Origin of the sequence: Bradyrhizobium sp. NBAIM01 (assembly GCF_020194115.1) — a bacterium.
Taxonomy (GTDB): Bacteria; Pseudomonadota; Alphaproteobacteria; order Rhizobiales; family Xanthobacteraceae; genus Bradyrhizobium; species Bradyrhizobium yuanmingense.
In genome coordinates, this window is the sequence record NZ_JADYVU010000001.1 from 312,695 (window position 1) to 335,203 (window position 22,509).

Sequence of the window (22,509 nt, forward strand, 5' to 3'; positions counted from 1 at the left end):
GAATCCTTCAGTTCAGGATCACGCGGTTGCGCGACATGAACACGCGCGTCCCCCGCGCCTCGCCCTCGATCACCAGGTCCCATTGGCCCGGCGCGACGGACGCCGCATTGCCGCGATAGAGGCCGATGCCGGCTTCGCTGAGCTCGACGGCGAGGTCGGCGCGCTTGTCGGTCGGCCGCTCCAGCCGGCCGCCGAACTTCAGCCCGGAGATCGGCTGGCCGCCGGCGTCGCGGGCCTCGACCTGGACCGAGGCGCCGCCATCGTTGCGGCGCTCGACATGGGCGTTGACCTTCCACTTCCGCGCGGCCTGGTCCTGCGCCGCCGAGATCTCGCGATCGTAGACGAGGCCCGCGGCATAGGGGCTGTCGACGTCGGTGCCGGGCAGCGTTGCGATGGCGAGCTTCATCATGGTGGCATTGACGCCGATCACGAGGCCGAAGAAAGCGACCAGCATCAGGAAAACCTTGGTTCCGGTCAGCGGCTTGGATGACATGGTGGTCTCCTGATCTTACGGCGCGACAAAATTGTCGGTGGCGCTCGCGGCGACGCCGAGCCCGATGTCCATGACGTGGAAGCGGACCGGAATCGATTTCTCCGGATTGTTTTCGGCCGGCGCGGTGACCAGCAGCCGCAGCTCGCTGGTCGCATCGCGCGGGATCACGATGATCGGACGGTCCGGCGTGACCGAATCGATGCCGACGACGTGCATCGTGGGGTTCACGGGCCCCTCGACGTCGATCGCGATGACGCGGTCGTAGCCGCTCTTGTTCAGCAGCCGCACCGTATAGGCGTTGCGGATCGAGCCGTCGCTCAGCTTGACCGCGACCGGGTTGCGGTCGTGCAGCACGTTGACGTCGAGCAGGCTGCGGGTCGCCAGCGTATAGATCATGAAGCCGCCGACGGCCGCGATAATGGCACTATAGACGACGGTGCGAGGCCGGACGATCCGGTAGATCGGCGCCTTGCCTTCCTGGCGGCGATGGATGTTGATGTCGTTGTCGTAGCCGATCAGCCGCTTCGGCCGGCCGATCTTTGTCATCACGTTGTCGCATGCGTCGATGCAGAGGCCGCACTGGATGCATTCCATCTGCGGCCCGTTGCGGATGTCGATGCCGGTCGGGCAGACCGCGACGCATTGGTAGCAGTCGACGCAATCGCCGACCTGCTGGCCGAGGGCGCGCAGCTCGGCGGCCTTTTTCACCGAGGTGCGCTTCTCGCCGCGGTCATAGCGATAAGTGACGTTGAGCGCCCATTCGTCGGTGAGTGCGGCCTGAATGCGCGGCCACGGGCACATATAGGTGCAGACCTGCTCGCGCATGAAGCCGGCGAGCAGATAGGTCGTCGCGGTGAGGATGCCGATCCAGACATAGGCGATCATCGGCGCCTGGAAGGTGATGAGCTCCTTCACCAGGGTCGGCGCGTCGTTGAAGTAGAGCACCCAGGCGCCGCCGGTCCACCAGGCGATCAAGAGCCAGATCGAATGCTTGAGCACGATCTCGGAAATGCGTTCGAGCTTCATCGGATCGCTCGAGGCATCCTTCTTCATGCGCTCGCGCCGGTCGCCCTCGATCAGGCGCTCCACGGCATAGAACAGGTCGGTCCACACCGTCTGCGGACAGAGATAGCCGCACCAGATCCGGCCGCCGACGGAGTTCATCAGGAACAGCGCCACCGCGGCGACGATCAACAGGCCGGTGAAGTAATAGACCTCCTGCGGCCACAGCTCGATGAAGAAGAAATAGAAGCGGCTGTTGGGAAGATCGATCAGCACCGCCTGGCTCGGCGCGCCGAGACCGCGATTCCAGCGCACGAAGGGCAGGAAGTAGTAGACGCCGAGGCAGAATGCCATCAGGCCCCATTTGATCCGGCGGAACGTGCCCGAGACGCTCTGGGGATAGACCTTCTTGCGGGCCGCATAGAGCGGCCCGACGTCGTCCGCGGGCTTCAGTTCGTTCGGATTGACGGTCTTGTTCATCGCCTCGAGCTTCTTCAAAGGTGCGATTAAACCTAGACCCGGCACCGCCGCGCGGGTTGATCCAACGCAAACGGGGGCGCTTTTCTTCGCCCCCGCCGGAAGTCGTCGGTCGCGGATCGGCCTATTTGCCGCCGCCCAGCGAGTGGACGTAGACCGCCATCGCCTTGATGGTGGCGGGATCGAGCCGGCCTTCCCAGGCCGGCATCACGCCGGCGCGGCCTTGGGCAATGGTCTCGATCAGGCTCGCCTCGTCGGAGCCGTAGAGCCAGATCTTGTCGGTCAGGTTGGGGGCGCCCAGCTCCTGGTTGCCCTTGCCGGCGTCGCCATGGCAGGCGGCGCAATTCTCCGCGAAGATCTTCTGGCCCTTGGCGGCGTCGTAGCCGTTGCGGGTCGACAGGCCCGCCAGCGACCGCACGTAATTGGCGACCGTGACGATCTCGTCGCTCTTCAGCACGCCGTCCTTACCGAAGGCGAGCATCTGGCCCTCATGGGTCTTGGCATGGCCCGACCGCACGCCGAACTGGATGGTCTGCATGATCTGGTCGAGCGAGCCGCCCCACAGCCATTCGTCGTCGTTCAGGTTGGGATAGCCCTTGGACCCCGTCGCACCCGTGCCGTGGCACGGCGCGCAATTGTCGCCGAACACCGTCTTGCCCTTGGCGCGCGCAAGCGCGAGCAGAGCCGGATCCTTCTGGATGTCGGCGAGCGAGGCCGTGCCCAGCGCCGCCATCTTGTCACCCCGGATCTTTTCGAGGTTGGCGAGCTCGACCGCGACGTCGGCGCGCGAGGAGTAGCCGAACAGGCCGGTGGTGTTGCTTTGGATCAGCGGCCAGGCCGGATAGACGATCCAATAGCCGATCGACCAGACGATGGTGAGATAGAAGGTGATCACCCACCACCGCGGCAGCGGCGTGTTGAGCTCCTTGATGCCGTCCCACTCGTGTCCGGTGGTGGACTTGCCGGAGACGGAATCGATGTCGCTAGAATGATCGGTCATGGTTTCTCACTCCTCCCGCAAGGGCAGGTGCGCTGCCTTGTCGAACGCAGCCTTGTTACGGGGCCAAAATGCGTAGGCGATGATCGCGAGAAAGATCGCGACGAACACCGGTGTCCAGATCGTCGTCACGAGATCGGACGCAAGATTATGGACGGTCAGGATGGCTTTCATCGTTCATGCCTTCTCAGCGAAGATTGGCTTTCTCGTTGTAGATCTTGAAGTCGACCAGCGTGCCGAGCATCTGCAGGTACGCGACCAGCGCGTCCATCTCGGTCGGCGTGCCGGTCTTGCCGTCGAAATTGCGTACGACGGCCTTGGCGTAGCGCTTGGTGAAGGCGTCGGTGCCGGCATTGTCCGGATCGGCCTGGACCTTCAGGTCGGCGGCGGCATTGGCGAGCTGCTCGTCGCTATAGGGCACGCCGACGGTCCTGAGGGTGCGCATGTCGCCGGCGATCGCATCCGGGTCGATCTCGGCCTTGCTGAGGAACGGATAGCCGGGCATCACGGACTGCGGCACGATCGCGCGCGGGTTGGCCAGATGGGTGACGTGCCACTCGTCGGAATATTTGGCGCCGACACGGGCGAGATCCGGGCCGGTGCGCTTGGAGCCCCACTGGAACGGGTGATCGTACATGCTCTCGGCGGCGAGCGAGAAATGGCCGTAGCGCTCGACCTCGTCGCGCAAGGGCCGGACCATCTGCGAATGGCAGAGATAGCAGCCCTCGCGGACGTAGACGTTGCGTCCGGCGAGTTCGAGCGGCGTGTAAGGCCTGACGCCGTCGACCTTCTCGATCGTGCTCTTGAGGTAGAACAGCGGAGTGATCTCGACGAGACCGCCGATCGCAACCACGAGGAGGATACCGACGACCAGGATGATCGAGTTCTTTTCGAAGATTTGGTGGCGTGTCCAGAACGACATTGCTTGAGCTCCTCATTCCGCCGGCTGAAGAGCGACGGGCATCTGGACTTCCTGCTCGCCGACGCGAACCGTCATCCAGAGATTGTAGGCCATGATCAGCGAGCCGATCAGGAACAGGCCGCCGCCTGCGGCGCGGATGATGTAGAAGGGATGCATCGCCTCGACGGTCTCGATGAAGGAATATTCGAGGAAGCCGAGCGAGGTGTAGGCGCGCCACATCAGGCCTTGCAGGATGCCGGAGACCCACATCGCCGAGATGTAGAGGACGATGCCAAGGGTGGCGACCCAGAAGTGCCAGTTGACGAGCTTGAGGCTGTAGAGGCCCTTGCGATTCCAGGCCCACGGCACCAGGCAGTACAGCGCGCCGAAGGAGACGAAGCCGACCCAGCCGAGCGCGCCGGAATGCACGTGGCCGATGGTCCAGTCGGTGTAGTGGCTGAGCGAATTGACCACCTTGATCGACATCATCGGGCCTTCGAAGGTTGACATGCCGTAGAAGGCGACGGAGACCACGAGCATGCGCAGCACGGGATCGGTGCGCAGCTTGTCCCAGGCGCCCGACAGCGTCATCAGGCCGTTGATCATGCCGCCCCAGGAGGGCATCCACAGCATGATCGAGAAGGTCATGCCGAGCGTCTGCGTCCAGTCCGGCAGCGCCGTGTAGTGCAGATGGTGGGGACCTGCCCAGATGTAGAGGAAGATCAGCGCCCAGAAGTGGATGATCGAGAGCCGGTAGGAATAGATCGGCCGCTCGGCGCGCTTCGGGATGAAGTAGTACATGATGGCGAGGAAGCCGGCGGTCAGGAAGAAACCGACCGCGTTGTGGCCGTACCACCACTGGAACATGGCGTCCTGGATGCCGCCCCAGGCGACGTAGGACTTCGAGCCGAACACCGAAACGGGCAGCGCCGGGTTGTTGCCGAGATGCAGCACCGCGATCGTCACGATGAAGGCGAGATAGAACCAGTTCGCAACGAAGATGTGCGGCTCCTTGCGCTTGAAGATGGTGGCAAGGAAGACGAGCAGATAGACGACCCAGACGATGGTCAGCCACAGATCGGCGTACCATTCCGGCTCGGCATATTCCTTCGACTGGGTGACGCCGAGCAGATAGCCAGTGCCGGCGATCAGGATGAAGAAGTTGTAGCCGAGCACGACGAACCACGGCGCGAGGTCACCGGCAAGGCGCGCGCGGCAGGACTTCTGCACCACGTAGAACGAGGTCGCGATCAACACGTTGCCGCCGAAGGCGAAGATCACGGCGGAGGTGTGCAGCGGGCGCAGGCGGCCGAAGCTGATCCAGGGCAGATCGAAGTTCAGCGCGGGCCAGGCCAGCTGCGAGGCGATGATGAGGCCGACGAGGAATCCGGCAATGCCCCAGAACATCGCCATGAAGGCCGAGAACTTGATCGGCCCCATGCTGTAGTTCGGGCGGCCGTTGATCTCCTGGGCCGGCAGCGCCGCCGGCCGCTCGAAGTAGCGGTTGACGATGAAGAACACCGCAGCGAGGCTCGCCGCCGCGCTGAGCGCAGCGTGGAACGCGAAGGGCGCATCGAGCGCCTTGGCCGAGGCGATCACGCAGAGGAAAGCGGTGACTGCGAATACGACAGCCAAGCCGCTTTCACCGATGGTCATGGATTTTGAGATGGAGGGCTGGCTCATGCGGATTCTCTCTGAAAGAACACGCTGCCAGAAACCACATCCACCCTCGCGGGGAATTGATTGAAATCAAGATAGATGGATTTCTGTTAATGTGAGCCGATGCAGTGCCGGTTGAAATGCCCTCTCCCCTTGTGGGAGAGGGCAGCGAGAAAGGTGCGGCAAACTCACTTGGGTGAGGGGTTGGTTCCGCACGAAAAGTTTTTTCGTTGAAGCCGACCCCTCATCCGGCGCTTCGCGCCACCTTCTCCCGCAAGGGGAGAAGGGAAGAAAGATAGATAACCTCCGTGAAATCACGGAGGTTGGAACAGAAGGATCCAGACCTCACTCCCGCGCCGTCGCCTTGAGCGCCGCGATGACGTCCTCGCGCGCGATGATGCCGGCCAGCTTCTGCGCACCGTCGAGCACGATGATGCTCCTGATGCGGTGCTCGACCATGATCTGGAGCACGCGCGTCAGACGCGTGTCGGGGCTGACATAGATGAACTCGGGCGTCATGACGTCGCCGATCTTGCGGCTCATCAGGTCGTCGTAGCGCGGCAACATCTGGCTCGGCGTGAAGGCGAAGCACTTCAGGATGTCGAACTTGGTGACGATGCCGACCACCTGCCCGTCGTCTTCGACAGGATAGGAATTGAAATCGTCGGTCTCGAACATCTCGCTGAGCTGGAACAAGTCGAGGTCGCGCTGCACCGTCTTGACGTTGCGCGTCATGTAGCCGTCGACGGTCTGTTCAAGAAATTGGTACACGGCGCGTCCTCCTCGATTCCTCAACTGGCCGGCCGCTGGTCAGTGCGACAGCAGCACGCTGCGGGCGGTTTGCGTCACCAGATATTGGGTGACGCCGCCGAGGATCAGTTCGCGAAATCTCGAATGACCATAGGCGCCCGCGACGATCAGGCCCGCGCCGATGTCGCCGGCGACTTTCTCCAACCGCGCAGCAGGGGTTTCGTTTCCTGCGGCCTCGAGGACCCGCGCAGTCGCGGTGATGCCGTGGCGGCCGAGCCAGGCGGCAACGTCGCTGACACCGGCCATCACGGCCGAACGGTCGTCGCCCCGCTCCGGGATTTCCACGATGGTGACGTCCTTCGCCTTGTGCAGCATCGGCAGCGCGCCCGCCACCGCCCGCCGCGCTTCCGGCGTGTCCTTCCACGCCACCAGCACGCTGCGCAGGTCGAGCCAGTTGGCCCGGTCGGGAACGACGAGCAGCGGGCGGCCGGTCTGCATCACCAGGTCCTTGGGACTCGCCAGCGAGAAAGCATCGGAGAAGGCCGGGCTCTGCCCGCCGCTGACGACGATGTCGGCGCAACGCGCCTGCGCCGTGACGAAGCGGGCCGGATAATCCATCGCGCTGCGCCACTCCGCATGCCCACCGCGATTCTTCACGGCGGCGCGGAATTGCGCTTCGAGCCCGGCCAGCCGCCGCTTGATCGAAGCTTCGCCCTCGTCGATCAGCGCTTGCGCCTCTGCGCCGTCGGTGAAATAGAGCGGCGGGACGAACTGCGCCGCAGCGACCCCGACGATGGCCGCCTCGAATCGTTCGGCGAGCTCGCCTGCGACCTGAAGACGCGCTTCGTTGGGCTGATCGAGCGCCAGGCTGACCATGACGGTGGCGTATGTCATCGGGGATCTCCAGCATTACAGAATTTTTTGAATCCTAGACCTGCTGCCGCGCAACAGGCTGAGCTAGATCAAATCGAGGTCTCTGGCTGCCCACTCTCCCGGAATGGGGAGTCCGGCAGTGGATTCAACGTCCACGCTTGCCTCCGGCCGAGCCTTGGGCGACATTGCCGAAGCGGTAACGGCATCCTGCCGGTCCGCCGAGAATAGGAGCAGAACCTTGGCGCCGACCCGCGGGAACCATCCGGCAGACGATGGTCGGGGCGAGCATTTCCGAGTCCGCATCGAGGGATTCGGGGTCGGCACCTGGGACCTCGACCTGCAGACTCGCGAGCTCGACTGGTCGGACACGGCCAGGCGACTGTTCGGCCTGCAGCCGGACCGGGCCGTCAGCTACGATCTCTTTCTTTCCCTGTTGGAGCCGGGCGATCGGGACCACCTCCTGAAGGCGATCGGGCGCACATCGGAAGGTGGCGGGGGCCTCGACTTGTCCTTCAAGGTCAGCGGCGCGTCCGGAAACGGCCAATGGATCCGGGCCAGGGCCGGCGTGATCCGGGACGATGCGGGCATGCCGCGTCACCTCAGCGGGATATTCCTCGACATCAACGAGGAGAAGCAGCTCGAAGAGGCCCTGCGGTCCCAGGAGAATCATCTTCGCTCGATTCTCGAAACGGTGCCCGATGCCATGATCGTCATCGATTCACGCGGCATCATGCAGCTCTTCAGCAGCGCGGCGGAGCGGCTGTTCGGCTACAGCAGGCAGGAAGCGATCGGCCGGAACGTGAGCATTCTCATGCCGGAACCCGATCAGTCGCGTCACGACAGCTATCTCACGCGCTATCTCAGGACCAATGATCCGCACATCATCGGCATCGGCCGGATCGTGACGGGCAAACGCCGCGACGGCACGACCTTCCCGATGCACCTGTCCGTCGGGAAGACGCAACGCGCGGGCGAGCCCCATTTCACCGGCTTCGTGCGCGATCTCACCGAGCACCAGCAGACCCAGGCGCGGCTCCAGGAGCTGCAATCCGAGCTCGTGCATGTGTCGCGGCTGACCGCGATGGGCGAGATGGCTTCCGCGCTCGCCCACGAGCTCAACCAGCCGCTGGCGGCGATCAGCAATTACATGAAGGGATCGCGGCGCCTCCTCGCCGGCAGCACCGATCCCAACATGCCGAAGGTCGAAAGCGCGCTGGACCGTGCGGCGGAGCAGGCGTTGCGCGCCGGCCAGATCATCCGCCGCCTGCGCGACTTCGTCTCCCGCGGCGAATCCGAGAAGCGGGTCGAGAGCCTGTCCAAGCTGATCGAGGAAGCCGGCGCGCTCGGGCTCGCCGGCGCGCGCGAGCAGAACGTGCAGCTGCGCTTCAGCCTCGATCCCGACGCCGACCTCGTTCTCGCCGACCGGGTGCAGATTCAGCAGGTGCTGGTCAACCTGTTCCGCAACGCGCTCGAGGCGATGGCGCAGTCGCAGCGGCGCGAGCTCGTTGTCGCCAACACCCGTGTCGCCGACGGCATGATCGAGGTGGAGGTCTCCGACACCGGCATCGGCTTCCGGGAAGACATCATTCCAAACCTGTTCCAGACCTTCTTCACCACCAAGGACACCGGCATGGGCGTGGGACTCTCCATCAGCCGCTCGATCATCGAGGCCCATGGCGGCCGCATGTGGGCCGAGAGCAACGCAGCGGGCGGAGCGACGTTCCGCTTCACCCTGCCGGCAACCGACGAGAGCTGATCCATGATGACCAAGGGAAATGTTTACGTCATCGACGACGACGCGGCGATGCGGGACTCGCTGAACTTCCTGCTGGATTCCGCCGGCTTCGCCGTCACTTTGTTCGACGACGCGCTCGCCTTTCTCGAAGCCCTGCCCGGCCTCGGTTTCGGCTGCATCGTCTCCGACGTGCGCATGCCCGGCCTCGACGGCATCGAGCTCTTGAAGCGGATGAAGGCGCAGCAAAGCCCATTCCCGATCGTGATCATGACCGGTCACGGCGACGTGCCGCTGGCGGTCGAGGCGATGAAGCTCGGGGCGGTCGACTTCCTGGAAAAGCCATTCGATGACGACCGTCTCACCGCCATGATCGAGTCGGCGCTCCGCCAGGCCGAGCCCGCCGCCAAGAACGAGGCCGTCGCGCAGGATATCGCTGCCCGCGTCGCGTCCTTGAGCCCGCGGGAACGCCAGGTCATGGAGGGGCTGGTCGCGGGCCTCTCCAACAAGCTGATCGCCCGCGAATACGACATCAGCCCGCGGACCATTGAGGTCTACCGGGCCAACGTCATGACCAAGATGCAGGCGAGCAGCCTTTCGGAACTGGTTCGCCTCGCGATGCGCGCCGGCATGCTCAACGATTGAGGCAGGTCAAGGCGACTTCACGGCGCAGTGCTAGCCAGACAGCATGGTTGAGGTCAGCCCACATCGTGCGCGGCCGTCGTCCTCCCCACAACCCACCGTCTTTGTGGTCGACGATGATGCCGCAGTTCTCGGATCCCTGCGGTTCCTGCTGGAGACCGACGGCTTCGCCGTGCGGACCTTCAGGAGTGGCACGGCGCTGCTCAATCTCGGCGCCGCGCCCGCGCCGGACTGCTACGTCATCGACTACAAGATGCCCGACATCAACGGCATCGATTTGACCGGCCGGCTTCGCAAATCCCACCGCGACGCGCCCGTGATCCTGATCACCGGCTATCCCGACGAGAACATCTCGGCCCGGGCCGCGATGGCGGGTATCAAGGACGTGGTTTTGAAGCCGCTTCTCGACGAAAACCTGGTCAAGTGCATCCGCCACGCCATCCAGGACCGCCCCGGAGCGTGACCTAGGGACTCTACGTAGGTAAACATCCCTAAGATAACGCGCGAAATTTCCGGATTGCGTGTTTCATCGTAGCAGTGCTCCATCACAACGGAGATGGCGCAGATGCTGACCCAGACGCTCAACACCCAGGCGATCAACACCCAAATCGGTGGCAAGATTGCTCCTGCCCACCCCGTTACCGACCAGTTCGGCGCGATCGCGGGCCATGTCGGCCTGGTCGCCACCGAGTTCTCCTACGGCAAGGACGAGGAGATCTATGGCGAGGAGGAGGCGGCCGAATATGTCTATCAGGTCGTCACCGGCGCGGTGCGCAGCTACAAGCTTCTCTCCGACGGCCGCCGCCAGATCGGCGCCTTCCATCTTCCCGGCGACGTGTTCGGCCTCGAATCCGGTCCCACTCACCGCCTCGCCGCTGAAGCCATCATCGACACCACCGTTCGCCTCGTGAAGCGCGCCAGCCTGGAAAAGGCCGCCGGCACCGACGTGCAGGTCGCCCGCAAGCTCTGGGCCATGACCGCCGGCGAGCTGCGCCATGCCGAGGACCACATGCTGCTGCTGGGCCGCAAGACTGCGATGGAGCGCGTCGCGACCTTCCTGCTCGAAATGGACCGCCGCCTCGCCGTCGCCGGCATGATGGCACTGCCGATGTGCCGCCGCGACATCGGCGACTATCTCGGCCTCACCTTGGAGACCGTGTCGCGCGCGCTGTCGCAGCTTCACGCTCAGGGCATTCTCGGTTTCTCCGGTGCCCGCCAGATCGTGCTGCGCAACCGCCAGCGTCTGCACAATCTCGACGCCTGATCCTCAATCTTCCTCCCCACCCACTTTGGCCGGCTGAATTCGTTCAGCCGGCCATTTCTTTGGTGGCTGTCAGACCCGTGCGCCGCGTCTCCGGCATCACAAAGAAGATCAGCAGGAGCCCCGCTGCGGCAACGCCGGACAGCCCGATGAATGCGGTGGCATTGCCGAACTTGTCGCTGACATAGCCGCCAAGCACCGTGCTCAGCGACGCGCCGATGCCCGTTGCGGTGCCGACGATCCCCTGCGCCAGGTTGAAATGCCCGCTGCCGAACGCGACGTCGGCGACGATCAGCGGGATCATCACCGCGAAGACCGCCGCGGTGATGCCGTCGAACACCTGCACCAGCACCAACAGATACGGATCGCGCACGGTCGCAAACAACAGGCCGCGAATCGCCAGAGCACCGAATCCGATCAGCAGCAGCGGGCGCCGGCCCCACGCTTGCGCCTTGCGCCCGACCGTCGGCGACAGCAGCGCCACGATCGCTTGCGGAACGACGATGCAAAAGGCGACGAGCACGGTCGCCCATTGGCTCGATCGCGCCGTCACCGCGCTCGCCATCAGCGGCATCATCGCGGCGTTCGCGAGCTGCAGCAGCAGCACGCTGAGCGCGAACACGATGAGCGGGCGCTGCCGGATCAGGTGCCAGATATTGGGATCGCCGCGGTCGGCGGCTTCAGGCGGCAGCTCGCCGTGACAGCGCCTGATGTCGACCTCGTTCTCGCGGATGCGCGACAGAGCGATCAGGGTTGGAATCACGAGCAGGAAGGTGACCAGGAAGACCGAGCGGCTCGATAACAGGTAGCCCGCGGTGCCCATCACCGCCGCCGCGACGCCGTTGCCGAGCGAGGCGAAGCGCGCGTTGCGCCCGAGCCGCTCGCCGATCGCGAGCGGGCCGACGAGGCCGAGGCTGATCGCGGCGATCGCCGGCCCGAGCACGCAGCTCGCCATCGCATGCAGCGTGGCGGCGGTCACCACGACGGCGAAGATCGGCATCGCCGCATAGGCCAGCGCGCAGGCGCCGATGGTCGCGATCGCGAGGGCAGCGACGAGGCGCTCCGATTTCGCGGCATCGATGATCGCGCCGCCCGGCATCTGGCCGATCAGGGCGACGATGCCGCCGATCGACAGCACGAACCCGATCTCGACCTGGGTCCATTTCTGCGTCGTCAGATAGACCGCGATGAAGGGACCGAATCCGGTCTGCACGTCGGCGAGGAAGAAGATGAACCAGTCGAGGCCGCGCAGGCTCTGGCGCGACGGCGCCGGAATGCCCGCAGCCGCCGGCTCCGCGACGTTGTCCTGCTCGACGACGCCGCCGCGATCTGCATGATTCGGCTTCCTCGACAACAGCACGGGCGGTCAGCCCTCCCTGCACCTCACTGAATCGCTTGCAGCGGCTGAAGGCTGCCGGACGCGCCGAGCACGACGATCGGCGTGTCCTCCTTGTATTCCGGTGCGGCCGCGACCTGCGCCTTGGTCAATTCCAGCGTGATGCTGTCCTTCTTGTTGGCGATCTTGCCGAAGCGCAGCGCGTTCCAGTCGACGACGATCTTGCGGCTGCCGACGCCGAGGAAGCCGCCGAAATCGATCGCCGCAGCGCGGACATGGCCGGTGCGATCGACGATGACGTCGACGATGCGACCCATGTCCTCGCCGGCGGCGCTGCGAACGTCGCGGCCGAGAACGCCGTGGGCCTCGCTCGCGCCGATGATGGTCACCGATGGCGGCGGCGCGGCGTCCTTGGGCGTGACGGGCACCGTGGAAGCCGGCGGTTGCACATTTGCCGGTGCCTTTGCCTCGCTCGGGGATGCAGGCGGCTCCTCGGCCGCGCGCGATTCGGCGACCGTCAAGCCCGCGACGATCGCCACGCCCAAGATCAACCTTCCGATCGCACGCATGACCTCCTCCTCGCGCCTCTAGCGCGCCAGCACGATCGAGACCTGGATCTGACCGCGCGTGCGCAACACTTCCAGCGCCACGTCGTCGCCGTGACGGCTGACGCGAAGATCGACGCTGGATTCGCCAAGGCGCAGATCGCGCAGGATCACCTCGTTGAGGAACGCCGGCAGATGCGGGTTGCGCAGGCGAATCTCGCCGCGCGCGACGTCGAACTCGAGGCCGAGCGCCGCCTCCAGCAGCGTGAACGGCGTCGCGCTGGCCCAGGCCTGCGGCGCGCAGGCGACCGGGTAAAGCGTCGGCCCGCGCCGCTTCTCGCGCCGGAAGCCGCAGAACAATTCGGGCAACCGGCGCAAATCCATGTAGGTCGCGGCATCGAACAGACCCTTGAAGACATGCGCCACCGAATGCTTGAGGCCGTAGCGCGCCAGCCCCAGCGCGATCAGCGCGTTGTCGTGCGGCCAGATCGATCCGTCATGGTAGGACATCGGGTTGTAGCGCACCTCGCCTTGCGCGACGGTGCGGATGCCCCAGCCCGAGAAGAAATGCGGCCGCATCAGATCGGCAGCGACGAGACGCGCGCGGTCCTCGCGGACCATGCCGCTGAACAGGATCTGCCCGGCATTCGAGGTCCTGACCTTGCAGGGCCGCTTCTTGCCGTCGAGCGCGAGCGCATAGGTGCCGAGCTCCTCGCACCAGAACGCCTGCTCGAAGCGCTCGGCGAGCGCCCTGGCTTCGGCCTCGAGCTTGCGCACGCGGTCCGGCTTGCCGAGCCGCAGCGCGCAACGCGCCGCGAACTGCTTGGCGGCGAAGACGTAGCCCTGGACCTCCGCGAGCGCGATATTGCCCTCGGCAAGCCGGCCGTCGGCATGGAAGATCGCGTCATAGGAATCCTTCCAGCCCTGGTTCGCCAGCCCTTTCTCGGTCGCGCGCTGGTATTCGACGAAACCGTCTTGGTCGGGATCACCAGGGCCGTCGATCCAGGCCAGCCCCGCCTCGATCGCCGGCCACAGCTCGATCAACGTGGCCTCGTCGCCGGTGCGCTCGAAATAGCTGCCTGCGAGCAGCACGAACAGCGCGGTCGAATCGACGCTGCCGTAGTAATGCGCGAACGGGACTTCCCCGAGCGCCGCCATCTCGCCGCCGCGCATCTCGTGCAGGATCTTGCCGGGCGCGGCGTCCGCGAGCGGATCGACCGCCGCGGCCTGGAAATGCGCGAGCCGGCGCAGGACGCCCTTGGCAATGCGCGGATCGACCCAGAGCATCTGCAGCGCGGTGATGAGGCCGTCGCGCCCGAACGTCGTCGAGTACCAGGGAATGCCGGCATAGGGATAGCGTCCCTGCGGCGTCTCGGTCATCAGCATGTTGAGGTCGGCCATGGCCTGGCACAGCACCTCGTTGAAGATGTTGTTGGAGGTCTCGATGCTGGCCGCGCCCATGGTCGACTGCCGCATCTCGCGGCGGTGCGCCAGCAGACCCGGGAAGAACCGCACCGGCTTCTCCGTCAGCGGCCGGTTGCAGGACACGGCCACGAACAGCGATTTGGCCTGGTGCGGCTCAAGGTCGAGTTCCCACGTCGCAGCGTTGACCGAGAGCCGCGTCGGACGCGGATCGAAATGCAGGCCGGTGGTCCGCTCGGCGTCGTCAAGGCCGCGATACTCGAACAGGACGTCGGTCGGCCCGAGCAGCCGGCCGGTTCCGACGCCGCGGCGCGGCCGCCGCTCGCCGCGAACCTCGAACAGATCGGCGAAGTCGTTGCCGAACAGCAGCGTCAGCTCGAAGCTGGTGCGCCGGTCGCCATGGTTCTGCACGCCGATGCGCTGGTAGGCGGTGCCGCGCCACAGGAAGATGGTGCGCACGACGTGCAACAGGTCCTTTTGCAGAACGAGGTTGCCCTGCCGGTAGATGTCCGGATTGGTGAGATCGACGGTCAACGCCGAATTGTCGTCGCGCAGATTCGAGCCGAGCAGCAGCGGCTGGAGATCGTCGAGCACGAGCTCCAGCCGCGCAAGATAGCGCGTGTCGTGATGGAACAGCCCGTCCGGCCCGCCAGCGGACGCGCCGATGTCGCCGTGGCTGTCGAGCACGATAAAGGTGTCGTCGTGCTTGAGCGAACGCCGCGGCCGGGCCGAGGGCCCGGTCATCGGAATGTAGAAGGGCTGTTCCGCGACCTGTTCCGGGGTCCGCGTCACGGAGACGAACTGGGTTACGGCTTCTGCCGACATGAGCTGCTCCCCTGCGCTTGATTCGAAACGCGACCGACTCGAGAACGCGACTGTTGGTTTACGCGGCGGCTTGCGCGAGCCGGCTCATTTCCTGCGTGACCAGCTCACGATACGGCCCGTGACCCTGCATCAGGCGCTCGGGCGAGCCGTCCTCGATGATCTTACCATTCCTCAACACCACGACACGATCGAAATTGCGCAGCGTCGCAAGGCGATGAGCGATCGCGATCACGGTGCGGCCGCGCATCAGGCGGGACAGCGCCTCGCGGATCGCCTCTTCGGATTCGCTGTCGAGCGCGGCGGTCGCCTCGTCCAGCAGCAGGATCGGCGCGTCCTTCAGGAAGGCGCGCGCGATCGCGATGCGCTGGCGCTGGCCGCCCGACATCTTGACGCCGCGGTCGCCGACCATGGTGTCGAGGCCCTCGGGCAGGCTCTCGACGAAGTCGCAGCGCGCTGCGATCGCCGCGCGCAGCACCTCGTCGTCGGTCGCGTTCGGCCGGCCATAACGGATGTTCTCGCGAATCGAGCGATGAAACAAGGAAATGTCCTGCGGCACGACGGAAATCGCCTCGCGCAGGCTCAGCTGCGTCACCTTCGAGATGTCCTGGCCGTCAATGGTGATATTGCCCTCGTCGACGTCGTAGAAGCGCTGCAGCAGCGTGAACAGCGTCGACTTGCCGCCGCCGGACTGGCCGACCAGTCCGACGCGCTGGCCGGGCTGGAGGCGCAGGCTGAAGCGCTCGAAGATCTTGTCGCTGCCGGGATAGCCGAAGGTGACGTTGTTGTACGCGATGGCCGCGCCGCTTTTGACCAGGGGCTCGGCCTCGGGATGATCGCGGAGCTCGTGCGGCACCAGCAGCGTGGCGATCGCCTCTGTCAGACGCGCGACGTGCTGGGTGACGTCGACCAGCGCCACCGCGAGATCGCGCGTCGCGCTCAGGATCGAGATGCCGAGCGTACAGACCAGCACGACGTCGCCGGTCGTCGCTTGGCCCTTCTGCCAGAGCGAGATCGCCCAGGCCATCAGCGCAATGGTCAGAAGCACGGTGATGACGGCATGCAACAGCCGCAGCTTCTCCAGATAACGCAGGCTGCGGCTGCGCGCGGTCAGCTCCTGGTTCACGGTCGCGTCGAACCGCTCATGCTCGTGGCTGATGCCGCAGAAGGCGCGCACCAGCGGCATGTTGCTGATGACGTCGATCATCTCGCCGTCGACCAATGCGGCCTTGTCGGCGAAATCGTCATGCAGCGGCTTGCCGGCCGCGGCCAGACGAAACATCGCAACCACCATGCCGCCCGCGATCGCGATCAGGCCGAGCGCCATGTAGGGACTGACGGTTCCAATCAGGATGATTGCCGCAATTGTGGCAATGCACGGCGGCAACACATTCCAGACGAACATGTTCTCGACAGTGAACACCGCGTTCGAGGTCGCGGTGATGCGGCTCGTCAGCATGCCGGGCATCCGGTCCGAGAAGTAGCTCGGGGCGTGCCCGGTCAGATGACGAAATATGTCACGCCGTAAATCGCCCGTGACCCGGACGAAGGTGAAGCTCGCCGTCCAGCTTGCGATCCGCCACAGGAAGTTGTCGGCGGCAATCAGTGACATGAGCAGAATGAATGCCAGCCATACGCCACCGCCATACGAGGGACCGGCCGACAAGGCGTCAACCAGAGCTTTGACGCCATACTGGGTGCCTACGGAGCAGGCAACGGCCCCCACGACCGCGGTCAGGATCACCAAGTGCGACGCGAGACGACGCCGGAGATAGCGCAGGACAAAGGCAAATGGCCTACGCGCGTACCCAGAAAGCTGATCCATATGGCTGTCGCCCCGTTATGCTGATTTTTCGTTTCGTTACTGGTCGAGTGAACATCGACCGCTTCGCCTCGGTTCCCGGGCAATCCCATCACGACATGCGGATGCGGACGATGTGCGAAGATGTAGTGGCAGCATCGCGACGCTCCGCCGACGTGTCGAATATGTAACGTTCGGGGGAAGGAACTTCGCAGGTGCGGGAACGTTCCCTCGTCTGGCATTGCCGGTGCCGTTAAGGCGGGGGTTTCAACTTCATGATCGCAGAGGAGATGGTGAGATGCGCATCGCGCAGGTAGCTCCGTTGACGGAGGCTGTTCCACCCAAGCTGTATGGCGGCACCGAGCGGGTGGTGCATTGGTTGACGGAAGAGCTGGTGGCCCTGGGCCATGACGTGACGCTTTTCGCCAGCGGCGACTCGCGGACATCGGCCAAGCTCGATGCATTATGGCCGCGGGCGCTTCGGCTCGACGGTTCCGTGCGCGATCCCAACGCGCTGCACATGGTGCTGCTGGAGCGGGTGCGGCAAAAATGTGACGACGAGGAGTTCGATTTCCTCCACTTCCATCTCGACTATTATCCCTGGTCGTTGTTCCACCGCCAGCCGACCCCGTTCGTGACGACGTTGCACGGCCGGCTCGATCTTCCCGAGCATCAGCCGGTCTTCAACACCTTCACCAAGATGCCGGTCATCTCGATCTCCAATGCGCAGCGGCGGCCGGTGCCGCAGGCGAACTGGGTGACGACGATCCATCACGGCCTGCCGGAGAAGCTGCTGACGCCGAAGCCGGCGAAACAGGAATACCTCGCCGTGCTCGGCCGCATCGCGCCCGAGAAGGGCGTCGATCGCGCCATCAAGATCGCGACCCATTGCGGCATTCCGCTCAAGATCGCGGCCAAGGTCGACCGTGCCGACCAGGATTATTACGACGAGCTGATCCGGCCGATGATCGAGAACAATCCGTTGGTCGATTTCATCGGCGAGATCAGCGATCACGAGAAATCGGATTTCCTCAGCGGCGCGCTCGGCCTCTTGCTGCCGATCGACTGGCCGGAGCCGTTCGGCCTCGTCATGATCGAGGCCATGGCGTGCGGAACGCCGGTCGTCGCCTTCAACCGCGGCTCGGTGCCGGAGATCATCGACGAGGGCCTCACCGGCTTCATCGTCGAGGACGTCATCAGCGCCGCGGGCGTGGTGAACCGGCTTCCGCAACTCGACCGCGCCGCGATCCGCAAGCAGTTCGAAACGCGCTTCACCGCGCGGCGCATGGCCCTGGACTACCTCGCCGCCTATCGCAGCCTGACCGAGGCGCAGGCACCGCGGATCAAGCTGGTGAGCAGCGCAGAGTAGACTTTCTACATCGCTGCCAGTCTCTTCCCTTCTCCCCTTGTGGGAGAAGGTGGCGCGAAGCGCCGGATGAGGGGTATGTCTCCGCTCGCAGAACTGTTCGTGAGGAGAGAAACCCCTCACCCGGCTTCGCTTCGCGAAGCCACCCTCTCCCACAAGGGGAGAGGGTACACCTGTCGCACCGCTACATCCCCAATAGCCGCGGCAGCCACAGCGACAGGCCCGGCCAATAGGTCACCACCACGAGGAAGCCCAGCATCGTCAGCAGCCACGGCCACACTGCGACCGTGAGCTCGGTGATCCCCATCTTGGCGATGCCCGAGGCGACGTAGAGATTGAGGCCGACCGGCGGATGGCACAGGCCGACCTCCATGTTGACCGTCATCAGGATGCCGAAATGAATTGGGTCGATGCCGAGCTTGACCGCGACCGGAAACAGGATCGGCGCCATGATCAGGATGATCGAGGACGGCTCCATCACATTGCCTGCGAGCAGCAGCAGGATGTTGACGAGCAGCAGGAAACCGATCCAGCCCAGGCCCTGGTCGATCATCCATTGCGCCAGCGCCTGCGGCACGTTCTCGTAGGTCATCAGGAACGAGAACAGCACGGCATTGGTGATGATGTAGAGCAGCATCGCCGAAAGGTTGGCCGACGACAGCAGCACGCGCGGCACGTCGCGCAGCTTCAGGTCCTTGTAGATGAACACCGCGACGATGAAGGCGTAGACCGCGCTGACGGCGGCAGCTTCAGTCGGCGTGAACAGGCCGCTGTAGATGCCGCCGATCACGATCACGATCAGGAGGATGCCCCATATCGACTTGCGGAACGCATCGAGACGCTCCATGAAGGTCGCCTTCGGCATCCGCGGATAGTCGTTGCGCCAGGCGCGATAGAACGTCGTCATGCCGAGCAGCGTGGCGAGCGCAAGCCCCGGCACGATGCCGGCGATGAAGAGCTTGCCCACCGAACTGTTGGTCGAGACGGCGTAGAGCACCATCGGGATCGATGGCGGAATCAGAATGCCGAGCGAGCCCGACGTCGTGATCACGCCGGCGCCGAACCGTTTCGGAAAGCCTTGCGCGACCATCGCGGGCAGGATCACTGAGCCGATCGCCACCACGGTCGCCGGCGAGGAGCCGGAGATCGCGGCGAACAGCGCGCAGGCGACCACGCCCGACAGCGCGAGCCCGCCATACCAATGGCCGACCAGCGAGGTTGCGAAGGTGATCATCCGCCGCGCCACGCCGCCATGAGTCAGGAAGTTGCCGGCCAGAATGAAGAACGGGATCGCCATGATCTCGAAATTCTCGATGCCGGTGAACAGCTTTAGCGCCACCGATTCGGTTCGCACGTCGGTCAGCGTGAACATGAAGCTGAGCACGGTCAGACCCAGCGCGATCGAGATCGGCATGCCCGTCAGCATCAGCGAGAGCAGCAGCGCGAACACGATGAAGACGCGCAGGCCCTGCGGCAAGGTGATGACATGGGCCGCATGCGCGAAGCACAGCGCGACGATCAGGACCGGCAGCAGCATCAGGATCCAGCCGAGCGGGCTGCGCTCGTCCCGGACCACCTGGGTGGGCGTGACCGGCGCCGGATGCACCGGATCCGCCTCGACGCCCTCGACGCCCGCCATATCGTGATGCGGCAGCTCGCCGGTGCGGTAGAACGACCAGGCGACCTGCAGGAAGCGGAAGCACATCAGGCCGGAGCCGATCGGAATGGTGAGGTACACCACCCACATCGGCGCCTCGAGGTCGTTGGACTGTTGGCCGCTGTGCCACATGTGGCTGACGAAGGCGGCTCCGAAATAGCCCACGATGGCGGTGAACAGCGCGCCGCACAGGAGGCCGAAGGTTATGATGCCGCGGCGCGAGCCGCCCGGCAGGATGTTGACCAGCACGTCGACGCCGACATGGATGCCGGTCCGCACGCCGTAGGCGGCGCCGAACTTCGCCATCCAGATGAACATGTAGATGCAGAGCTCCTGCGCCCATGACAAATCGAGCGCGGCAAGCCAGGCGAACGTCGCGCGCGCGGGCACCGCGAGGACGGTGAGGTTGCGGGCTTCCGCCCATTTGGCGAGGTCGATCGACAGCCCGGCGCCGTAACGGTGCACCACCGCGACGAAGATGAGCGACGTCGCAGCCGCGATCATCGTCGCGATCAGCCATTCCTCGAGATGATCGAGAAAGCGATTCAGCACACGCAGCAACTTGGTCCCCCCGGATTGGATCATTCAAGCGCAACGGCCGGGAGCGCAATTGCCCCCGACCGTTGGTACTGTTGTTATTGGGCCGCAGCCGTCGGTAACAACGAGAGCTAAGCGCTGCCAAGCTAACGTGATGACCGCCGGATGCGCAAGCCGGCATCCGCGCGAGTCCAAGGCAACGCGTGCTATGCCGCATTGCGGCAGCGCCATCAGCCTTTCCGTTGCGCGACCATGAAGAGGCGCCGGAACGGGAACAGCGTCTGCCCCGCCGCATTCTTCGGATAGGCGCTCGCGACGCGCATCCCGTAGGCGGCTTCGAACGCGGCCTTCTCCTCGCCTTGGAGCACGTCGAGATAGCGCGTCAGCCAGGTGCCCTTGGTCCATTCCTTCACGGGATTGTCGCCTTCGAGCACCTGCAGATATTCGGTCTCCCAGATGTCGATGTTGGCCGACATCGGCGCGAGCAGATCGTGATAGAAGCCCGGCCCTTCCACCGGCGGCGGGGTGACGAGATGCTCCACCTTGGAGCGCCATGGGCCGTCGAGCGCAGTCTCGCCGATCAGCACATGCGAAGGCGCGAGGAAATTGCGCGGCATCTGCACCGCGAGCATGCCCCCGGGCGTCACCTTCTCCATCAGCGAGGGAAACAGTGCCGCATGATTGGGCAACCAATGCAGTGCGGCATTGGAATAGATCAAGTCGTACTGCCCAGCCGGACTCCAATGGCCGAGATCCTCATGCGACCATTCCACGTCAGGGGCGGCCTTGCGTCCTGCGGCGACCATCTCCGCCGAGCCCTCGACCCCGGTCACGCGTGCCTCCGGCCAGCGCTCCCTGATCAATTTGGTGACGTTGCCGGCGCCGGCGCCGAGATCGGCGATCGCACGCGGGGCAAAATCCGGAATCCGCATCAACAGATCAACGGCCGGCCGGAGCCGATGGCCGGAGAACTTCAGATATTGCTGCGGATCCCAGACCATCCTTCGACGCCTTTGTTCTTCGTATTTCCCTCGCCAAGGCTCTTGTCCTTCGGCAAGCCTCTTGGTTACCACTGCTCGTCCCGGTCGGGCAATTCGCAAGCCCGCGGGACAGAGCGGCAAACGAACAACAAAAAGCAGGCAGGACCAAGGGAGCGTGCGACCATGGACCTCGGGCTCAAATCGAAAACCGCCGTCGTCACCGGCGCGAGCATCGGCATCGGCCGCGCCATCGCCAAGGGCCGCGCCGCCGAAGGTGTGCGCGTCGTCGGCGTGGCGCGCCGTACCGATCTCCTCGCCGAGCTGGTGAAGGAGATTGCTACAAGGCAAGTGCAATCCCTCTCCCGCTTGCGGGAGAGGGCTGGGGAATGTTTCCGCAATGGGATAGCCCCGAGAGGAGAAAGCCCTGACCCGCGCCAAAGCCTGTCGTCGGGCGCGACGTGGGCGCGAGCCGGTGGCGTGACCTCTCCCGCATCCGCCTTCGCCAAGGCTTCGGCTGACAAGAGCGGGAGAGGTTGCACCGAGCCCGTGGCAATCGATTCAACCTAAAGCCATTCCGCTCTAACTGCGCATCCGACAGCCTCATTGTCGCCGGACCTCACGGTTTGACGTAGCTCCAGCCCTGTTCCTGCAGCTCCATGACGCGGACGACACCCGATTTGACCACCGTCGCCTGCGGAATCAGATTGATGTCCTTGTTCTCCGCCTTCCGCATATTTTCCTGGGTGTTGCCGCAGGCTTTGAAGGAGATTTCGGGATTGCTCATCGCGAGCACCTCGATGCGTGGCTTTACCGGCGAGGTATCATCGCGCAGCATATGAAGACCGGGACCAAAGGTGACAATCTCGATTGAGACTGGTTCACCGAGATCGCGGTAATATTGCGCGACATTGGTGGCATTGTTGAGCGTGAGGTTCATCATCGCAGGTTCATTGGAATTGACCTGCAATATTAGCTGGTGCGGCTTTTTGACGATCTCGGGTTTTGTCGCCTGAGCCATCGCCGCCCGTGTCGCAGCGGTTTGCTTGCTCGTGTGAGTCTGCCCCGGCTTGCTCACGTGCATCCGTCTAGTCGGTTGCTTCGGATCGCGTGCCTGATTCTTCTCGCTCATCTGCGGGATCAACTGGTTGTCCTGTTGCGCCTGCGCGCTTGGTTCGACCAGAAGCACCATCGCCAGGCCGCCGATGATTGCTATCGTCAACTTCGGATTGATCATCTCGTGTCTCCCGTTCCTTGAC

At 64.5% G+C, this 22,509-nt stretch carries 20 protein-coding genes and 2 pseudogenes; 6 read left to right on the forward strand and 16 right to left on the reverse strand.

Annotation, left to right across the window (positions count from 1 at the left end):
• Positions 1 to 7: 7 nt before the first annotated feature.
• The 8 genes from I6F31_RS01360 to I6F31_RS01395 all read right to left on the reverse strand — a co-directional run bounded on the left by I6F31_RS01360 (position 8) and on the right by I6F31_RS01395 (position 7,173).
• Positions 8 to 493, reverse strand: a complete 486-nt coding sequence (locus I6F31_RS01360) for a FixH family protein (RefSeq protein WP_057026793.1) — start codon at positions 491 to 493, stop codon at positions 8 to 10.
• Positions 494 to 508: 15 nt separating this feature from the next.
• Positions 509 to 1,975: a cytochrome c oxidase accessory protein CcoG gene (gene ccoG, locus I6F31_RS01365; protein WP_225184563.1), complete on the reverse strand. Its 1,467-nt coding sequence runs from the start codon at positions 1,973 to 1,975 to the stop codon at positions 509 to 511.
• Between the two features lie 121 nt (positions 1,976 to 2,096).
• Positions 2,097 to 2,972 carry a cytochrome-c oxidase, cbb3-type subunit III gene (gene ccoP / locus I6F31_RS01370; protein ID WP_225184564.1) on the reverse strand — a complete coding sequence of 292 codons (876 nt, stop codon included), beginning with the start codon at positions 2,970 to 2,972 and terminating at the stop codon, positions 2,097 to 2,099.
• Positions 2,973 to 2,978: 6 nt separating this feature from the next.
• Complete coding sequence (locus I6F31_RS01375; protein ID WP_025034779.1) at positions 2,979 to 3,143, reverse strand: cbb3-type cytochrome c oxidase subunit 3; 165 nt, start codon at positions 3,141 to 3,143, stop codon at positions 2,979 to 2,981.
• Between the two features lie 13 nt (positions 3,144 to 3,156).
• Complete coding sequence (ccoO, locus tag I6F31_RS01380) at positions 3,157 to 3,891, reverse strand: cytochrome-c oxidase, cbb3-type subunit II (protein ID WP_225184565.1); 735 nt, start codon at positions 3,889 to 3,891, stop codon at positions 3,157 to 3,159.
• 12 nt (positions 3,892 to 3,903) lie between these two features.
• Positions 3,904 to 5,553, reverse strand: a complete 1,650-nt coding sequence (gene ccoN / locus I6F31_RS01385) for a cytochrome-c oxidase, cbb3-type subunit I (RefSeq protein WP_036004408.1) — start codon at positions 5,551 to 5,553, stop codon at positions 3,904 to 3,906.
• Positions 5,554 to 5,874: 321 nt separating this feature from the next.
• Positions 5,875 to 6,300 carry a CBS domain-containing protein gene (locus I6F31_RS01390; RefSeq protein ID WP_225146138.1) on the reverse strand — a complete coding sequence of 142 codons (426 nt, stop codon included), beginning with the start codon at positions 6,298 to 6,300 and terminating at the stop codon, positions 5,875 to 5,877.
• A gap of 39 nt (positions 6,301 to 6,339) precedes the next feature.
• Positions 6,340 to 7,173, reverse strand: a complete 834-nt coding sequence (locus I6F31_RS01395) for a universal stress protein (RefSeq protein ID WP_225184566.1) — start codon at positions 7,171 to 7,173, stop codon at positions 6,340 to 6,342.
• A 217-nt stretch (positions 7,174 to 7,390) separates the two neighbouring features.
• On the opposite strand from I6F31_RS01395, the gene fixL reads away from it, so the two are divergent.
• The 4 genes from fixL to I6F31_RS01415 all read left to right on the forward strand — a co-directional run bounded on the left by fixL (position 7,391) and on the right by I6F31_RS01415 (position 10,790).
• A complete protein-coding gene (gene fixL / locus I6F31_RS01400; protein WP_225139638.1) occupies positions 7,391 to 8,908 on the forward strand; it encodes a sensor protein FixL in 1,518 nt (505 codons plus the stop codon).
• Between the two features lie 3 nt (positions 8,909 to 8,911).
• A complete protein-coding gene (fixJ, locus tag I6F31_RS01405) occupies positions 8,912 to 9,529 on the forward strand; it encodes a response regulator FixJ (RefSeq protein ID WP_225184567.1) in 618 nt (205 codons plus the stop codon).
• A 43-nt stretch (positions 9,530 to 9,572) separates the two neighbouring features.
• Complete coding sequence (locus I6F31_RS01410) at positions 9,573 to 9,989, forward strand: response regulator (RefSeq protein WP_109144567.1); 417 nt, start codon at positions 9,573 to 9,575, stop codon at positions 9,987 to 9,989.
• A gap of 102 nt (positions 9,990 to 10,091) precedes the next feature.
• Positions 10,092 to 10,790, forward strand: coding sequence for a helix-turn-helix domain-containing protein (locus I6F31_RS01415; RefSeq protein ID WP_036004466.1), 699 nt, complete (start codon positions 10,092 to 10,094; stop codon positions 10,788 to 10,790).
• 43 nt (positions 10,791 to 10,833) lie between these two features.
• On the opposite strand, the gene I6F31_RS01420 is transcribed toward I6F31_RS01415, so the two are convergent.
• The 4 genes from I6F31_RS01420 to I6F31_RS01435 are packed head-to-tail and all read right to left on the reverse strand — an operon-like array spanning position 10,834 to position 16,737.
• A complete protein-coding gene (locus I6F31_RS01420; protein WP_036004390.1) occupies positions 10,834 to 12,147 on the reverse strand; it encodes an MFS transporter in 1,314 nt (437 codons plus the stop codon).
• Positions 12,148 to 12,170: 23 nt separating this feature from the next.
• Positions 12,171 to 12,692, reverse strand: coding sequence for a PRC-barrel domain-containing protein (locus tag I6F31_RS01425; RefSeq protein ID WP_057026798.1), 522 nt, complete (start codon positions 12,690 to 12,692; stop codon positions 12,171 to 12,173).
• An 18-nt stretch (positions 12,693 to 12,710) separates the two neighbouring features.
• The gene (locus I6F31_RS01430) at positions 12,711 to 14,915 is read right to left on the reverse strand and encodes an amylo-alpha-1,6-glucosidase (RefSeq protein WP_225184568.1); all 2,205 of its coding nucleotides are present in this window, start codon (positions 14,913 to 14,915) and stop codon (positions 12,711 to 12,713) included.
• A gap of 58 nt (positions 14,916 to 14,973) precedes the next feature.
• The gene (locus I6F31_RS01435) at positions 14,974 to 16,737 is read right to left on the reverse strand and encodes an ABC transporter ATP-binding protein (RefSeq protein ID WP_036004382.1); all 1,764 of its coding nucleotides are present in this window, start codon (positions 16,735 to 16,737) and stop codon (positions 14,974 to 14,976) included.
• A gap of 274 nt (positions 16,738 to 17,011) precedes the next feature.
• On the opposite strand from I6F31_RS01435, the gene I6F31_RS01440 reads away from it, so the two are divergent.
• Complete coding sequence (locus tag I6F31_RS01440) at positions 17,012 to 18,082, forward strand: glycosyltransferase family 4 protein (protein ID WP_036004379.1); 1,071 nt, start codon at positions 17,012 to 17,014, stop codon at positions 18,080 to 18,082.
• 181 nt (positions 18,083 to 18,263) lie between these two features.
• Here I6F31_RS01440 and I6F31_RS36600 read toward each other — a convergent pair whose 3' ends face one another.
• From I6F31_RS36600 to I6F31_RS01455, 3 genes and pseudogenes are all read right to left on the reverse strand, one after another.
• Positions 18,264 to 19,544 carry a TRAP transporter large permease subunit gene (locus tag I6F31_RS36600; protein WP_036025977.1) on the reverse strand — a complete coding sequence of 427 codons (1,281 nt, stop codon included), beginning with the start codon at positions 19,542 to 19,544 and terminating at the stop codon, positions 18,264 to 18,266.
• A 219-nt stretch (positions 19,545 to 19,763) separates the two neighbouring features.
• Positions 19,764 to 20,321, reverse strand: a pseudogene (locus I6F31_RS36605) (TRAP transporter small permease); the annotation flags it as partial.
• Between the two features lie 182 nt (positions 20,322 to 20,503).
• Complete coding sequence (locus I6F31_RS01455) at positions 20,504 to 21,274, reverse strand: methyltransferase domain-containing protein (RefSeq protein ID WP_225184569.1); 771 nt, start codon at positions 21,272 to 21,274, stop codon at positions 20,504 to 20,506.
• Positions 21,275 to 21,436: 162 nt separating this feature from the next.
• Here I6F31_RS01455 and I6F31_RS01460 point away from each other — a divergent pair.
• Positions 21,437 to 21,589 (forward strand): annotated as a pseudogene (locus I6F31_RS01460) (SDR family NAD(P)-dependent oxidoreductase); the annotation flags it as partial.
• Positions 21,590 to 21,869: 280 nt separating this feature from the next.
• On the opposite strand, the gene I6F31_RS01465 reads toward I6F31_RS01460, so the two are convergent.
• Positions 21,870 to 22,487, reverse strand: a complete 618-nt coding sequence (locus tag I6F31_RS01465; protein WP_081494513.1) for a hypothetical protein — start codon at positions 22,485 to 22,487, stop codon at positions 21,870 to 21,872.
• Between the last annotated feature and the right edge of the window lie 22 nt (positions 22,488 to 22,509).